The 15,258-nt window shown below is 71.6% G+C and carries 17 protein-coding genes and 1 riboswitch; of the genes, 6 read left to right on the forward strand and 11 right to left on the reverse strand.

Annotated elements, in window-relative coordinates; all coding sequences use genetic code 11:
* The first annotated feature begins 58 nt into the window (after positions 1 to 58).
* Together PCA76_RS14605 and PCA76_RS14610 are read left to right on the forward strand one after the other, a co-directional pair.
* Positions 59 to 721, forward strand: coding sequence for a ThuA domain-containing protein (locus PCA76_RS14605; RefSeq protein ID WP_272618550.1), 663 nt, complete (start codon positions 59 to 61; stop codon positions 719 to 721).
* A 154-nt stretch (positions 722 to 875) separates the two neighbouring features.
* Positions 876 to 1,047, forward strand: a riboswitch (cyclic di-AMP (ydaO/yuaA leader).
* Entirely contained in the window at positions 1,048 to 1,704 is a 657-nt protein-coding gene (locus PCA76_RS14610) for a LysM peptidoglycan-binding domain-containing protein (protein ID WP_272618552.1), read from the forward strand.
* 95 nt (positions 1,705 to 1,799) lie between these two features.
* On the opposite strand, the gene PCA76_RS14615 is transcribed toward PCA76_RS14610, so the two are convergent.
* The 3 genes from PCA76_RS14615 to PCA76_RS14625 form a co-directional block, all read right to left on the reverse strand.
* Positions 1,800 to 2,171: a hypothetical protein gene (locus PCA76_RS14615; protein ID WP_272618554.1), complete on the reverse strand. Its 372-nt coding sequence runs from the start codon at positions 2,169 to 2,171 to the stop codon at positions 1,800 to 1,802.
* A gap of 126 nt (positions 2,172 to 2,297) precedes the next feature.
* Positions 2,298 to 3,485: a DNA polymerase IV gene (gene dinB, locus PCA76_RS14620; protein WP_272618556.1), complete on the reverse strand. Its 1,188-nt coding sequence runs from the start codon at positions 3,483 to 3,485 to the stop codon at positions 2,298 to 2,300.
* A 57-nt stretch (positions 3,486 to 3,542) separates the two neighbouring features.
* Complete coding sequence (locus tag PCA76_RS14625; protein ID WP_272618558.1) at positions 3,543 to 3,980, reverse strand: VOC family protein; 438 nt, start codon at positions 3,978 to 3,980, stop codon at positions 3,543 to 3,545.
* Between the two features lie 94 nt (positions 3,981 to 4,074).
* On the opposite strand from PCA76_RS14625, the gene PCA76_RS14630 reads away from it, so the two are divergent.
* Positions 4,075 to 5,049, forward strand: coding sequence for a helix-turn-helix transcriptional regulator (locus PCA76_RS14630; protein ID WP_272618560.1), 975 nt, complete (start codon positions 4,075 to 4,077; stop codon positions 5,047 to 5,049).
* Here the strand turns inward: PCA76_RS14630 and PCA76_RS14635 are convergent.
* From PCA76_RS14635 to PCA76_RS14655, 5 genes are all read right to left on the reverse strand, one after another.
* Positions 4,944 to 5,525 (reverse strand): GNAT family N-acetyltransferase, encoded by a 582-nt coding sequence (locus PCA76_RS14635; protein ID WP_272618562.1) that lies wholly within the window; start codon positions 5,523 to 5,525, stop codon positions 4,944 to 4,946. The two genes, PCA76_RS14630 and PCA76_RS14635, sit on opposite strands and share 106 nt — an antisense overlap.
* On the reverse strand, positions 5,522 to 6,043 hold the full coding sequence (locus PCA76_RS14640) for a GNAT family N-acetyltransferase (RefSeq protein WP_272618564.1): 522 nt from the start codon (positions 6,041 to 6,043) through the stop codon (positions 5,522 to 5,524). Before PCA76_RS14640 ends, PCA76_RS14635 begins: the two co-directional genes overlap by 4 nt.
* 89 nt (positions 6,044 to 6,132) lie before the next feature.
* Positions 6,133 to 7,707, reverse strand: coding sequence for an FMN-binding glutamate synthase family protein (locus PCA76_RS14645; RefSeq protein ID WP_272618566.1), 1,575 nt, complete (start codon positions 7,705 to 7,707; stop codon positions 6,133 to 6,135).
* 61 nt (positions 7,708 to 7,768) lie between these two features.
* A complete protein-coding gene (locus PCA76_RS14650) occupies positions 7,769 to 8,182 on the reverse strand; it encodes a VOC family protein (RefSeq protein WP_272618568.1) in 414 nt (137 codons plus the stop codon).
* A 133-nt stretch (positions 8,183 to 8,315) separates the two neighbouring features.
* Entirely contained in the window at positions 8,316 to 9,446 is a 1,131-nt protein-coding gene (locus tag PCA76_RS14655) for a peptidoglycan recognition protein family protein (protein WP_272618570.1), read from the reverse strand.
* 186 nt (positions 9,447 to 9,632) lie between these two features.
* On the opposite strand from PCA76_RS14655, the gene PCA76_RS14660 reads away from it, so the two are divergent.
* The 3 genes from PCA76_RS14660 (at position 9,633) to PCA76_RS14670 (ending at position 12,994) form a co-directional block, all read left to right on the forward strand.
* Entirely contained in the window at positions 9,633 to 10,103 is a 471-nt protein-coding gene (locus PCA76_RS14660; protein WP_272618572.1) for a DIP1984 family protein, read from the forward strand.
* A 344-nt stretch (positions 10,104 to 10,447) separates the two neighbouring features.
* Positions 10,448 to 11,536, forward strand: a complete 1,089-nt coding sequence (locus PCA76_RS14665) for a mechanosensitive ion channel family protein (RefSeq protein WP_272618574.1) — start codon at positions 10,448 to 10,450, stop codon at positions 11,534 to 11,536.
* 213 nt (positions 11,537 to 11,749) lie between these two features.
* Positions 11,750 to 12,994: an MFS transporter gene (locus PCA76_RS14670; protein ID WP_272618576.1), complete on the forward strand. Its 1,245-nt coding sequence runs from the start codon at positions 11,750 to 11,752 to the stop codon at positions 12,992 to 12,994.
* A 44-nt stretch (positions 12,995 to 13,038) separates the two neighbouring features.
* Here PCA76_RS14670 and PCA76_RS14675 read toward each other — a convergent pair whose 3' ends face one another.
* From PCA76_RS14675 to PCA76_RS14685, 3 genes are all read right to left on the reverse strand, one after another.
* Entirely contained in the window at positions 13,039 to 13,425 is a 387-nt protein-coding gene (locus tag PCA76_RS14675) for a VOC family protein (RefSeq protein ID WP_272618578.1), read from the reverse strand.
* Between the two features lie 99 nt (positions 13,426 to 13,524).
* Positions 13,525 to 13,944 carry a YchJ family protein gene (locus tag PCA76_RS14680; RefSeq protein WP_272618580.1) on the reverse strand — a complete coding sequence of 140 codons (420 nt, stop codon included), beginning with the start codon at positions 13,942 to 13,944 and terminating at the stop codon, positions 13,525 to 13,527.
* 166 nt (positions 13,945 to 14,110) lie between these two features.
* Complete coding sequence (locus PCA76_RS14685) at positions 14,111 to 15,211, reverse strand: magnesium and cobalt transport protein CorA (protein ID WP_272618582.1); 1,101 nt, start codon at positions 15,209 to 15,211, stop codon at positions 14,111 to 14,113.
* Positions 15,212 to 15,258 lie beyond the last annotated feature (47 nt).

Genomic DNA, 15,258 nt, shown 5'->3' on the forward strand with positions numbered 1-15,258 from the left:
ATGCTAGCTTTCAATTCGTGATTTCGAAAACTATCCAAATGCTGAGCGGAGCACGGCCATGCCTGTCGACACTGTGATCTTCAGCGGGGATGGTCCGCACGCCGACCCCTGGCACCAGTTGGCCGAGACCAGCGCCACGATCGCCAGCCTGCTCGGCGACGAGGACCAGGTCGCGATCGTGACCTCCGTCGACCAACTCGAGGCGGCACTCGACGGCGCCCGCCTGCTGGTGGTGAACGCGAGCGCGGACCGTTCCACCCCGATCCCCGAGGACGAGGCCTTCGCCCGCATCCTCGACCGCTTCCTGGCCCGTGGCGGCAGCCTGCTCGCCACCCACAGCGCCACGATCGCGTTCCCTCAGCTGGCGAGCTGGCGTTCCGCCCTCGGCGCCGCCTGGGACCACGGCCGGACCTTCCATCCGCCGATCGGCCCGAGTCTCGTCCGGCGCACCGGTGTCGAGCATCCGATCACTACCGGTCTCGGTGACATCGAGGTCCACGACGAGCGCTACACCGACCTGGAGCTGGTCGACGGCGCCCAGATCGAGCCCCTCTACGTCCACGACGAGGGCGGTGACACCCACCCACTCGTCTGGGCGCGCACCATCGGGACCAGCCGGATCGTCTACAGCGCGCTCGGGCACGGCGTCCGGTCGTACGAGTCGCAGGGGCACGTCGAGCTGCTGCGCCGCATCGTGGCCTGGCTCCGTTACGACGTCTGATCCGCAACGGTCCACGGTGGTCACTGCACAGTGTCCACTCGCTCGCAACCGCTGCGGGTCACGCCCCGCGTAGCCCGGTGAAGAACTTCACAGGGGTTGGGCGATCGTCGCCGGCCGTGCCTAACGTCGGTCGGGTTCGCCACTGCGGACACCACGACCGGCAACGCCAAATCCTGCCCCCGGTCGTCGGATACCAATAACCCGGGCAGGAGCGGGGGACCCAATGTTCCTCGGTGCACGTCACCTCGGGGTGAAGCCGCCACCGCGCGGCCGGGCTCCTCGGCCCGAACCCGACAGCTCACCTCGCCGGCGTGGAGGAAGCACACATGACGTCTGTTCACACGCCCCGTCACCGACGGGTCACCACCCGCCGCATCGCCGTCGGCACCCTGGCCGTCGGTGCGGTCACCGGCGCCGTCGCCCTCTTCGGCCCGGCCGCGCCGGCGCAGGCCGGCGTCAACTGGGACGCGGTCGCCAGGTGCGAGTCCGGCGGCAACTGGAAGATCAATACTGGTAACGGCTACTACGGCGGGTTGCAGTTCTCGCAGGGCACCTGGGCTGGTTACGGCGGCAAGAAGTACGCCGCCCGCGCCGACCTGGCCAGCCGTGGCGAGCAGATCGCCATCGCCGAGAAGGTGCTCGACGGGCAGGGCATCGGCGCCTGGCCGACCTGCGGCAAGAAGGGCGGCTCGTCGGGCGGCTCCGCCACGAAGTCCTCGACGAAGTCGTCGAAGTCCACCGCGAAGGCCACCACGCCGAAGGAACGTTCGTCGCGCGGCGAGCAGCCGGCGACCCGCAACCACGAGCGCACCGCGCCCGCGGCGGGTGGCGAGACGTACGTGGTCAAGCCTGGCGACACCCTGTCGGAGATCGCAGACAGCCACCGGCAGGTCGGCGGCTGGCAGGCCCTGTACGAGCGCAACCGGCAGCTGATCGGCACCAACCCGGGTCTGATCTTCCCGGGTCAGCGGCTCAGCCTCTGACGGATGACACGCGAACGCTCGGCCGGTGAACCGGCCGAGCGTTCGCGTGTGGGGTGCTGATCAGCCCGACTGTCCGTGCCCCCGACGGACCGCCGTCACGCAGCGGAGGCGGACGCCTTCGACTCTCGCTGTGACGCCACCGGGCCGGCGTTCCAGCCCCAGCGGGGCGCCGGTGCCGCGCTCTCCCCGGGCCGGCCCGTCCCGACCCCGTCACTGTCGTCGCCGTCGATGGTCGTGTCGACCGAGGCGGGCGTGCTGCGGGCCAGTCGCAGCGACTGCTCGGCGCCGTTGCGGGCCGCGCACGGCCAGGACTGCCCGGCGCACTGGAGGTTGCGGCAGTGCCCCTCGTCGTCCGGCTCGTGGGCGCTCAGCACGTCGATCGCCAACTGCCAGAGCAGCGGGTCGGTCACGTCGTGCGGGCGCTCGGCGCTGCGGCTCGGTCGGTTGCTGGTGTCGTCGTCGGACATGGTGGGTCCCCCCCTTGGCAGGCTGTACCCCCCAAGGGTCACCCGTCAGCCGCAGGCTAAACCGCCGGCCTGCTGTGATGTGTCTCCGGTCGCAGCTCCGACGTCCGAACACGGCACGCATACCGGTCAATCCGGCAACAGCGGCATCTCGACGCCCGGATCCCGGCCGAGCAGCACCGCACGGGTGAGCGCCGCCGATCCGAACCGGTCGCGGACCGCGTCGACCGCGGCGTCCAACTCCGCACCCGGGTCGCGGTGGAACGGCAGCTCCGGCTGCACCGGGTTGTCGTCCAGATTGCCGATCGACACACCGATCAGGGTGGCACCACGGCGATCAATCTCGGGCAGCGCGGCTCGCAGCAACGCCCGGGCGGCGGCGAGCAGCGGGGTCGTGTCCGCGGTCGCCTTGCCCACCGTGTGCGAGCGGGTGGCCCGGGTGTAGTCGCCGAAGCGCAGCCGCAGCACCACCGTGCGACCGGACCGCCCGGCCGCCCGCATCCGCCGGCTGACCCGGTCGACCAGGCCGGCGAGGATGGCATCCAGCTCCGCCGGGGCATGCGGGGTACGGCTCAGCGCGTGCTGCGCGCCCATCGAACCGCGCCGTCGGCCGACCTGCACGGCCCGGGGGTCGTGATTGTGCGCCAGGGCGTGCAGGTGTCGCCCGGCCCCGGCCCCGAGCAGCGACACCAGCGCGGCCTCGCCGAGCCGGGACACCTCCCCGACGGTACGGATCCGGTGTTCCCGCAGCTTCGCGGAGGTGACCGGGCCGACGCCCCAGAGCCGCTCCACCGGCAGCGGGTGCAGGAACGCCAGCTCGGCGTCCGGCGCCACCACCAGCAGCCCGTCCGGCTTCGCCACCCCGCTGGCCACCTTCGCCAGGAACTTCGTGCGGGCCACGCCCACCGTGATCGGCAGGTGGACCCGTTCACGGACCTCCCGGCGCAGCCGCTCGGCGATCTCGGCCGGCGACCCGACCAGCCGCCGCAGGCCACCCACGTCCAGGAACGCCTCGTCGATGGAGAGCCCTTCGACCAGCGGGGTGGTCTGCCGGAAGATCTCGAAGACCGCGCGGCTCGCCGCCGTGTACGCCGACATCCGGGGCGGCACCACGATCGCATCCGGACACAGTCGGCGCGCCTGCTGCCCGCCCATCGCGCTGCGTACGCCCCGCGCCTTCGCCTCGTAGCTGGCCGCGAGGACCACGCCGCCGCCAACGATCACCGGCCGCCCGCGTAGGCGCGGGTCGTCGCGTTGCTCGACCGACGCGTAGAAGGCGTCCAGGTCGGCGTGCAGGATGCTGGCGCCGGGCGACACGTACACATGTTCGCATGACGTCCGGCCGTCGCGGCAGTGAGCTGGGCGAACTCCCGATCAGTCGAGGCAGAACTCGTTGCCCTCCGGGTCGGCCATCACGAGGTGACCGGCTCCCAGCGGGGGAGCGGGTTCGTGACGACCGAGCCGGGTGGCGCCGTGCGAGGCGAGCCGTTCGGCCTCCGCCTCCAGGGCCGCCATCCGCTCGTCGCCGGTGAGCCCGGGTGCGGCTCGTACATCGACGTGGACGCGGTTCTTCGTCTGCTTGCGCTCCGGCACCCGCTGGAAGAACAGGCGCGGCCCCGCGCCGTCGGGGTCGACCACCGCCGACGCGTCGTTGCGGTTCTCCGGAGGCACACCCATCGCTTCCAGTGCCTGCTCCCATGACTCGAAGTCGCCGGGCGGCGGCTGCACCTGGTAGCCGAGCGCCTCGGCCCAGAACGCCGCCAACGCGGCCGGGTCGGAACAGTCGAACGTGATCTGCACATCGCGGGCCATGTCAGCTCCCTGTTCGTTGATCTGGTCGGTCCTGATCCCACCCTGTCGCCAATAGCGGACAGGGTCGTTCCGCATTGTGTGCAACGATCGGCGCGTGACCGTCGAAGCGACGACCGAACGGGTGCTGCGGTTGCTGGCGCTGTTGCAGCGGCGACCGTCCTGGACGGCCGCCGAGCTCGCCGCCGAGCTGGGGGTCACCGGCCGCTGCGTGCGCCGAGACGTGCAGCGACTGCGTACGCTCGGGTACCCCGTGCACGCGACGGCGGGCGTCGGCGGCGGCTATCAACTCGGCGCGGGCACCCGGCTGCCGCCACTGCTCCTCGACGACGAGGAGGCGATCGCGACGGCGGTCTCCCTGCGGTTCGCCTCGGGGGGCACGGTCGCCGGGGCGGGCGAGGCGGCGCTGCGGGCACTCGCGAAGCTCGATCAGGTGATGCCGGCGCGGCTGCGCGCCGAGGTGCGGGCCGTGCACGGCTCCACGGAGACCCTCGTCGGTCCGGTGGTCGAGATCGACGCGGACCTGCTGATGACACTCGCACGGGCCTGTCGAGACGCCGTGCGGGTCCGCTTCCGGTACGCCGGCCGTGACGGTGGGAACCGCGAGCGGACGATCGAGCCGATTCGGATGGTCACGACCGGCCGCCGCTGGTATCTGATGGCCTGGGACGTCGACCGCGACGACTGGCGCACGTTCCGCCTGGACCGGATGAGCGCGGCGGTGGCGACGACCTGGCGCTTCCGGGCGCGCGAGCACCCGGATCCGGTCGCCTTCGTGCAGCGGTCCGTGACCGAGGCGCCATACCGGTATCTCGCCCGGGTGCGCGTGCACGCCCCGGGCGACCGGGTGCGGGAGCTGGTCCCGCCCCAGGTGGGGCGTGTCGAGGACGATGGCGACGGGTGGTGTGTGCTGGTCGTCGGCGGGGAGCGCCTGGACTGGCTCGCCGCGCACGTCGCCCGCCTGGACTACGAGGTGGAGGTGCTGGAGCCTCCGGAGCTGCGCGAGGCCGCCGCTCTGCTCGCCCGCCGCCTCGCGGCGATGGCCGGCGCGGCGTCGGAGCGCAGCGTGTAGTGACGCAGCGACACCGGACTGCCGTCGGGGGCGGTCCATGGTGCCGTGCTGCTGCCGGTGCACCGCCACCCGGCGCGCTCGTAGAGGGCGACCGCCTCGGCGCTACCGGAGGTCACGTCCAGCACCAGATCCGTCCCACGCGCACTCGCCCACTGCCGGGCCCGGCCCAGCAACGCGTTGCCCAGCGCCAACCCTCGGGCGCGCGGTATCACGAAGAGCCGAGCCACCTCGGCCGTCGGCCGGGCAGGCGGCCCGTTCGCTGGACTGGGCACCCGGTGCACCGCGACGTGTCCGAGGATTGCCGCGTCCGCGTCGACGGCCACCCACGCGCGCGCCGGGTGCGGCTCGCGTAGCCACCGGTGCGGGTCGGCGGGCCAGTTCAGGGGGTACCGGTCGGCCTGGTGAACCGTCGCGAGCCCCGCGACGCAGCCGTCGAGGTCGGTGAGGCGTCGCCGACGGATGCGGGGTTGAATCACAGTTCGTCGAATGGGCGGGCGTAGCGGAACTCGCCGCGGATCGATTCCCGCCACGCGCTCAAGGGGCGGGCCTGGAAATACTGCGGGCCCCACGGCTGCGGCGGGGTGACGCCCACCTCGACGGCGGGCCGGAACCCGAACCGCGGGTAGTAGTCGGGGTGCCCGAGCAACACCACCAGCGGCTCGTCGTGGGCGTCGGCCGCGCCGAGCACCGCGTGCATCAACGCCGAGCCGACCCCACGCCGCTGCCAGTCGGGCAGTACGCCGAGCGGCCCCAGCCCGAGCGCCACCGGCTGACCGGCCACCAGAGCGCGGGTGGCCACCACGTGCCCCACCACCAGGCCGTCCGGGTCGGTCGCCACCAGGGAGTACGCGGGCAGCCAGCCCTCGTCGGCGCGCAGCGCGTCGACCAGGGTCGCCTCGATCGGTACGCCCCCGCCGTCCGCCTTCCCGAAGGCGGCAGAGTGCACGGCCCGAATTCCATCGATATCGGCGGGCGTCTCGCGTCTGATCAGCACCGCGCCACCATAAGGTGTGCCCTGTCGTGGGCTCCAGGCGTTTATCGGGTCGAACGCCGATGACGCAGCCAGGCCGAGCCCGCCGCGCCTCATCCGACGGCCGTGGCCGATGGTGGGGCACTGCCGCCCCGCGGTGCCTCCGGTGCCATCAGCCGAACGATCTCCGCCTGGTCGGCCGCCGAGGGTAGCCCCCATTCCGGCCGGTAGCCGTACACCTCGTGCAGTGGGGTGGAGCCGGTGCGGCCGTCCAGGATCTCCACGGCGTCCGTGCCGATCAGACCGGGATGCTCCACGCCGCAGGCCTCGGCGACCTTGGTCAGGTCGCGGCGCAGCGTCCCCAGGTAGTTGGCGGCCCGGACCGATTTCGACGCCGGGTCCAGGCCCCGGGTGAGCCACGCGTTCTGCGTGGCGACGCCGGTGGGGCAGGTGTCGGTGTGGCATTTCTGCGCCTGGATGCAGCCGATCGACAGCATCGCCTCGCGACCGACGTTGACCAGGTCGCAGCCGAGCGCGAAGGCCACGATCGCGTTGTCCGGCAGGCCGAGTTTGCCGCCGCCGACGAAGACCACCTTTTCGTGCAGGTCGTGCTCGGCGAAGACCTTGTACACCCGGGAGAAGCCCTGCTGGAACGGGAGCGAGACGGAGTCGGTGAAGATCAGCGGTGCGGCGCCGGTGCCGCCCTCGCCGCCGTCGATCGTCACGAAGTCGACGCCTCGGCCGGTGTCGCGCATCAGGGTGGCCAGCTCGTGCCAGAAGCCCAGGTCGCCGACCGCCGACTTGATGCCGACCGGCAGACCCGTCTCGGCGGCCAGCAGTTCCACCCAGTCGAGCAAACTGTCGCAGTCGGAGAACTCGGCGTGTCGGGACGGGCTGACGCAGTCCTGTCCGGCCGGGATGCCCCGGGTGGCGGCGATCTCGGCGGACACCTTCGCCCCGGGCAGCAGCCCACCGAGGCTGGGCTTGGCACCCTGGCTCAGCTTGATCTCCAACGCCTTCACTGGTGCGCCGGCGACCAGGTCCTTCAGCCGGTCCAGGCTGAACCGGCCGTGCTCGTCGCGGCAGCCGAAGTACGCCGTACCCAGCTGAAAGACCAGCTCACCACCGTTGCGATGGTATGGCGACAGCCCGCCCTCGCCGGTGTTCTGTAGGCAGCCGGCGAGCGCCGCCCCCTTGTTCAGCGCGGTGATGGCGTTGCCGGAGAGCGAGCCGAAGCTCATCCCGGAGATGTTGACCACCGATTCCGGTCGGAACGCTCGAGCCCGCCCCCGGGCCGCGCCGAGCACCTTCGCGCAGGGCAACCGCACGTCGTGCCCCGCGGTCGGCGACGACGGCGGCACGGCCCGGCCGAACGTGCGGTGCTTGATGATCGGATAACCGGCGGTGTACTCGATGTCGTTGTCCGTGCCGAAGCCGAAGTAGTTGTTCTCCTGCTTCGCCGACGCGTACACCCAGCGGCGCTGGTCGCGGGTGAACGGCCGCTCCTCGTTGTTGCCGGCGACGATGTACTGCCGAAGCTCCGGCCCGATCGCCTCCAACAGGTATCGGGCGCGGCCGAGCACCGGGAAGTTGCGCAGCAACGCGTGGTCGCGCTGGATCAGATCACGCGCGGCGAGCGCCGCGACGGCGGCGGTGACAGCGGGTACGGCTCGACGGGCCCATTTCATGCCCGGCAATCTTTCCGCCCAGGCCGTCGGCCAAACCGGCCCGGGCGCGCCGACGTGCTGGTCAGGCCTCGGGCGGGGAGATGTTGACCAGCCAACTGATGCCGTACGCGTCGACGCACTGGCCGAACTCCGCGCCCCACATCTGCTTCTCCAAGGGGATCGTCACCGAGCCGCTCTCGGAGAGCTGCTTCCAGTAGCCGGTCAACTCGTCGTGGTCGTCGCCGCTGAGACTGATCGTGATGGTGGTGCCGGGTTGGTAGGCCATCCCGGGCGGGAGGTCCGAGGCCATCAGCGTGAAGCCGCTCGGCGACTCGAGCTGCCCGTGCATGATCTGGTTTGCGAGCCCCGGGTCCGGGTTACCGAAATCGCCGAACGTGTTCACCGTCAGCTCGCCACCGAACACGCGGTGGTAGAACTCCAACGCCTCGCGCGCCGTGCCGGGAAAGTTGAGGTACGGGTTGAGTCGCGACTGCACAGCACCCTCCTTGGTCCTGGTCAGCGGTCATCGTCGCAGCCCGATGGAGGGTGGACAACGAGGCGCGCCCAGGGTCGTGCGCCAGGGCGGCGGTGCGGGTACGCCCCTGCCCCGCCGCCCTCGCCGTCGTCGGTCAGCGGTGCCGGAACGACTGGCGGACCGACCCGCCGACGACCGCGCACCACGTGCTCGTGCTGAGCTTGCCGTTGCGGGGCAGGCCGTGCAGCGCCTGCAGATCCTGCACGGCCGCCCGGGTGGCGTTGTCGTACGCCCCGGTGACGGTGACCGCGTACCCCTTGGTCGCGAGGATCTCCTGGACCGCCGTGACCGGCGTGCCGGTGGCGTGCTGGTTCAGTTCCGGTACCAGCGTCTCCCAGGTCGGCGTGGTGAGGGTGGCGTCCACGTCCACCGGGATGCCGTTGCGGGCCTGCCAGTCCTGCACGGCCGCCACGGTCGCGGCGTCGAACGTGCCACTGACCGTCACCGCGTAGCCCCGATGCACGAGCAGGTGCTGCACCACCCGGACCGAGGGGGAGTTGACGAAGCGCCACAGGTCCGGCCAGCGGCGCGCCGGCACGTCACCCAGCTTGGTGCCGAGGGCGGCGTGGACCCGTCGGCGCAGCTCGGGGAACTGCCGGTAGAAGGCGGCGCCCGGGCACTGGGTGGTGCGGAAGTCCCAGTGGCCGAAGATGTCGTGCGCGTGCAGCCCGTACTGCCGGCAGATGGCGACGCAGAGCTCGACCAGCGAGTCGGTCAGTGCCTTCGGTGGCGTCTCGGTGACGTAGGTGCCCTCGTTCTCGATGCCGATGGCCCGGCCGTTCTCGCCCGGGCAGTGCGCCGAGATCATCTGTCGGTCGCCGGCTTCGAGGCGCTTCAGGCTGCCCCGGCGGCCCTCCAACACGTAGCCGCCGCGGCTCACCGTGAAGTGCTGGCCGGTGTCCGACCAGCCATTGCCGTCGATGTGCAGGTCCTGGCAGTCGTGGGCCAGCCTGACCGCCTGCTCGCGGGAGTAGTCGGTGACGTTCGGGAACGCCATGTGATGCACGATGATCTTGTTGGTGGCGATGGCGCTGACCGACAGCGGGTCCTTCGGCGGGCGGGCATCCCACTCGGCACAGCTGATGATCCAGTCCAGGTCGGTGCCCGGAGCGGCCTGGGCTGTGCTCGGGAAGGCGAGTTCGCTCCCGACGACGGCGACCGTGGCGGCGCCGAGACCGGCCCGCAGCAGCGTCCGGCGATCCACTTCGGAATGGTCGACGTGCATGACATCTCCTCCTGCGGCCGGTGGCGGGGGGATGAAAAGTAGCTCCAGTGGCCGCACGCACACCGGAGAATATTGCCAAATCTCGCCCGCGCGCTAGACCCCGTCCCACCGAAGTCGGTGGCGGCATAACCGGTGGGTCAGGAGATCGAAGATCCGCTAACCTGGCCGTTCACTCGGGGGTGGACGATGAAGCTTGGTGAGGCGCTGGCAGACCGCGCCGAGGCGGTACGACGGGTCGAGCAGTTGCGGACCCGGATCAACGGCAGTGCCCGTTACCAGGAGGGCGAGCTGCCTCCGGAGGACGCCGCAGCGCTGTTGACCGAGCTGGACCAGGTGCTCGACGACCTGGAGACGTTGATTCGGCGGATCAACCGGACCAACGCCGCGGTGCCGGTCGACGACCTCGGTACGCTCACCGACGCGTTGGCTCGGCGGGACGTCCTGCGCCTGCGGCACGCCGCCATCACGGCCGCCGCCGACGCGGCCGCCGGCAGTGGGCGCGGCCACGTGGCCCGGCAACTCCGCTCCGAACTGAAGATGCTCGCCGCGCTGCCGGTCGCGGAGCTTCGGGGACGCGCCGACACCCTGGCCGGGGAACTGCGAAAGCTTGAGGTGCAGATTCAGCGCGCGAACTGGGAGATGGACCTGCTGGACTGACCGACGCAGGAAAAATGTGGAGCAGGTAGCCGTTGTGGAGGCGTGTACGCACCGGGTCGGGCTGCAATCCCGACACCCTCTGGCGCGCGGTGGGCAGCGCGGGGTTCGACTCCCCATTACTACGCAGCCCAGCACCGAGGACAGGTAACACGGCAGCACGCACAACACATCACCACGTACAGATCCACGACGGCGAGGGTGGGCTCGGGGCACTCCACACACGCGTGATGCGTGCTCACCATCAGGTGAGCACGGGGACAGCCCCGCCTGGGCGGCGTTTCCGCGCCTCGCGTCGGGGGTAGGTCGGGGCAGACCGTCCCGGCTGCGCGTGAAGGAATGACCATATGAGTGACAACGTCAGCGACGCGGTGGGCGACGCCCTCCGCTCGGTGATGCTCTTCCTGCCCAAGGCCGTCGCCTTCCTGGCGATCCTGGTGGCCGGATGGCTGATCGCCAAGGCCGTGCTGAAGATCGTGGAGAAGGTCCTCGAACGGGTGGGCTTCGACCGCGCCGTCGAGCGCGGCGGCGTCCGTCGGGCGTTGAGCCGCTCCCGGTACGACGCCAGCGACATCGTCGCGAAGCTCGTCTACTACGGGGTGCTGCTGTTCACCCTCCAGCTCGCCTTCGGTATCTGGGGGCCGAACCCGATCTCCGACCTGCTCGGCGCGGTGATCTCGTGGCTGCCCCGTGCCTTCGTCGCGATCGTCATCGTCGTGGTCGCCGCCGCCATCGCCAGCGCGGTCAAGGACATCATCAGCGGCGCCCTCGGCGGCCTGTCGTACGGCCGGGTGCTGGCCAACATCGCCTCGGTGTTCATCCTCGGCCTCGGCGTCATCGCCGCGCTGAACCAGATCGGCGTGGCCACCGCGGTCACCACTCCCGTGCTGATCGCCGTGCTGGCAACCGTCGGCGGGATCCTCGTCGTCGGGGTGGGCGGTGGCCTGATCCGCCCCATGCAGAGCCGTTGGGAGGGGTGGCTGACCCGCGCCGAGCAGGAGTCGCAGCTGATCGCCTCGCACGCCCGCGCCTACCGGGCCGGCCGCCGTGACGCCGAGGCCGAGCTGGCCCGACCGTCGACCGCCGCCACCGGCCCGGACGCCGAGCCGGCCCGACCGTCGTTCGTCGCCACCGATCCGGAGGCCACCCAGCTGGTGACCCGACCGGCAGACCCGGAGGCCACCCAGGTGGTGCGTGCGCCCGCCGACTCGGAGGCCACCCAGGTGGTGACTCGACCGGCCGACCTGGACGCCACCCAGGTGGTGACTCGACCCGCCGACTCGGAGGCCACCCAGGTGGTGACCCGCGACGGTGTCGACGCCGACACGACCCAGGTGGTGAGCACTGGTGCCGGCGGCGCGGTGCCCGGCCAGCGCACCAGCGACGACAGCGAGACCACCACGGTCATCCCGCCGATCGACCCGAACCGGCGCTGACACGCGGCGACATCAGCGGGGTGGGGTCCCTTCGGGGATCCCACCCCGCTGCACGTTGTCCGGCACGCCCGAAAGCGTTGGCTGGGGCGGCGATGCGCGTCTAGCATCGCGGGCATGACCTGGCGACATTGATCCCGCGCTGTAGGCCGAACCCGTGGGCCGCCACGGGCACCGCACATCCGGTGTCCGTTCGCACTCCCACGGGAAGGCCCCATGATCCGCATCGCCTCGCGCGTGCCCGATCCGGCGGTCCGCCGGCTGACGGCCACCCTCTACGGGTACGCGTTCCTCAGTGACCTCGTCCTGCTCTACCCGCTGTACGTGGTGTTCTTCGCCGACACCGGGCTGTCGGTGGGCGAGATCTCGTCGCTCTTCGTCATCTGGTCAGCGGCCGGCATCCTGTTCGAGGTGCCGTCCGGCGCGTGGGCCGACGTGGTGTCCCGTCGGCTGCTGCTGTGTCTCGCCCCGCTGGTGACCGCCGCCGGGTACGCGCTCTGGGTGCTGGTGCCGTCGTACCCGGCGTTCGCGATCGGCTTCCTGCTCTGGGGCGCCGGTGGAGCGTTGGTCTCCGGCGCACTGGAGGCGTTGGTCTGGACCGAACTGGACCGGCTCGGCGCGGTCGGCCGGTACGCCCGGGTGCTCGGGCGCGCACGGACGGCGGGTGTGCTGGGCGTGGTGCTCTCCGGAGTGCTCGCCGGTCCGGTGCTCGCCGTCGGCGGGTACCCGGCGGTTGCGGTGGCCAGCGTGCTCACCTGTCTGCTTGCCACGGCGGTCGCCGCCCGGTTTCCGGAGACTGTCCCACCAGCCAACCCGGACGACGATGGTGACCTGGGTTGGTGGGACACGCTGCGGGCCGGGGTGGCGCAGGTCCGTACCCGCCCGCCGGTGCGGGCAGCCGTGCTGCTGGTCGCCGTGGTCGCCGCCGACTGGGGCGCCCTGGACGAGTACACCCCGCTGCTGGCGCTGGACACCGGTGTCGGTGCGCGGGCCGTGCCCCTGCTCCTCCTGCTGCTCTGGGCAGGGGTGACCATCGGCGGGCTGCTCGCTCCGGCGGGGGAGCGGCTGGGCAGCCGGGGTTACGCCGCTCTCCTTGGCCTGGTCGCCGTCGCGCTGGCCGGGGGTGCCCTCATCGGGCACCCGTCCGGGTTCGTGCTGCTCGCGGTGGCGTTCGGAGCCGCGCAACTCGCAACCGTGCTGGCCGACGTGCGGCTCCAGGCCCGGATCACCGGCACCAGCCGAGCCACCGTCACGTCCCTGGCCGGGATGGCCACCGACCTGCTGATCATCGGCACGTACGCCTGCTATGGCATCGTCGCCACGGCGGCCGGCAACGCGGTGGCGTTCGCGGTGACAGCCGGGCCGTACCTCATCGTGGCCCTGGTGTTACTGAGCAGCCGGCGGCGCCCTTCGGCCGTGCCCACCGACGTCACCGCGGCTGCCGCGCGCGGCCCGAACTGACCGGGGCCCGGCGGCGGCCGGGTGGCCGCCGCCGGCCCCCACGCTCAACTGGCCAGGTGCAGGAACGACCACTGGTGGCCGTCGAGATCCCGGAAGCCGCGCATGTACATCGGCCCGTTGGCGATCCCCGGTCCGAGTGACTCCCCACCGGCGACCGCCGCCTGGTCGACCAGCTCGTCGACCTGCTCCCGGCTCTGCGCCGACAGGCCGACGATGACCTCCCGGCTGGTCGACGTGTCCGTGGCGGCGACCCCGGTGTACGACTCGAAGGCCGAGCGGATGTGCAGCACCAGCCGGGTGCTGTCGGAGATGGTGAGCACCATGCTGCCCCCGTCCGATTCGCTCTGGTCGCTGGTGAAACCGAGCGCCCGGTAGAACTCGGCGGCGGTGGTCAGGTCGCGCACCGGCAGGTTGATGAACGCCATTGTCATCGGTGGTCTCCGTTCGACTCGAGCACTACCTTCAACGCGCCGAGCCGCTCCGCCGGTACGCCTTCAGCTCCGAGGCTTGCGCAACTGTCGGCGCAGCCGTCAGGGCTGGTCGCCGTCGAGGTAGACCCACCGGCCGTCCTCGCGAACGAACCGGCTGTGTTCGGTCATCGTGCCGGGCTGGCCCGCCTTCCGGTAATGGGCGTGGAACGTTACCGTGCCGGCGGTGTCGAGCAGGCCGCCCCGCTCGGACTCGACGATGTCCAGTCGGGTCCACCGCTGCCCCGGGTCCAGTTCGAGGGAGGCGGGGCGGGTCGAGGAGTGCCAGCTGCGCAGCAGGTAGCCGGTGTCGCCGAGGGCGAAGGCGCTGAACCGGGAGCGCATCAACGCCTCGGCCGTCGGTGCCTCCGCGTCGCCGCCGTGCACCGGGGCGCAGCAGTCCGCGTACGCCCGGCCGGAGCCGCACGGGCACGCCCGTCCCGTCGCCGTGCTCGCCCGTCGTCGTGCCGCACCCCTACCCACCGCACCATCCTGCCCCACCCCCACCCCCCGCTCCCACCCTCCACCCCTCACTCCCGCGATCTTGCACTTTCGGTCGCCGTATAAGCCTGCAAAAGGTTCAAAAGGGCGACACAAGGTGCAAGATCGCGCGGGCCGAGGGGGTGGGGGCGCGCAAGGGCGCGGGGGATTAGAGCCAGCCGGAGCGGCGGAATAGGCGGTACAGGAACAGGGCGGCTGCCGCCATCAGGGTGAGGGCACCGGCGTAGCCGTAGCGCCAGGCCAGCTCGGGCATGTGGTCGAAGTTCATGCCGTAGATGCCCGCGATGCCGGTCTGGGTGGCCGCGATGGCCGCCCACGCGGCGATCTTGCGCATGTCGTTGTTCTGCTCCACGGCGAGCTGCGCCAGTCGCGACTGGACGATCGAGGTGAGCAGGTCGTCGTACGCGGCCACCCGATCGACAGCCCTGCTCAGCCGACCGTCCACGTCGACGAACCAGCGGTGCAGGGCGCGGGGCGGGCCGTCGGGTTCGAGCAGCGTACGCATGGGCGCCTGCAACGGCAGGACCGCACGCTTGAACTCCACCACCTCCCGCTTGAGCTGGTAGATGTGCTGGATGTCGGCCGTGCGGTCGCGGGCGAACACCGCCTCCTCGACCCGTTCCAGGTCCCGCTCCACGTGCCCGGCGACCTCCAGGTAGGAGTCGACCATCCGGGCGCAGACCGCGTACGCCACCGCCCACGGTCCGGCGGCCAGCAGCGTGGGGCGGTGTTCGATGTCGGCGCGGACGCTGCGCAGCGCCCCGGCGGCGCCGTGTCGCACGGTGATGGCGAACCGGTCACCGAGCAGCACCATCACATCCCCGGTGTCGATCACCTCGGAGGTGTCGGTCAGCTCGGCGTGCTCCACGTACCCGGCGGTGCGTAGCACCAGCAGCGTGACCGGTCCGTGCCGCTGCACGGTGGGCCGGTGCCCGTCGGCGAGCGCCTGTTCGACGGTCAGCTCGTCGAGGCCGAAGGTCCGACCCACCGCGGCGAGCACGGCCGGGCCCGGTTCGTGCAACCCCAACCACACGAAGGCGTCGCGGACGTGTCGCGCGCGGGCGTACGCGTCGGCGTAGTGCCGTTGGCCGGGCTCGCGGCGACCGTTGACGTAGACGGCGCAGTCGACCACGGCGTCCGGGTTGGACCGGCGGGGGGTGGGGGAGTCACCCTCGACCCGGCCGAGCAGTCGACGGGCCAGGGCGCGTACGCCTCCACCGGTCCGGTCCCGTACCGGTCGCTGATCCACCGCGTGCCTCCCCGTCGTCCGGCGCACCGCCCCGATCACGGTGCCCG

Origin of the sequence: Micromonospora sp. LH3U1 (genome assembly GCF_028475105.1) — a bacterium.
GTDB lineage: Bacteria > Actinomycetota > Actinomycetes > Mycobacteriales > Micromonosporaceae > Micromonospora.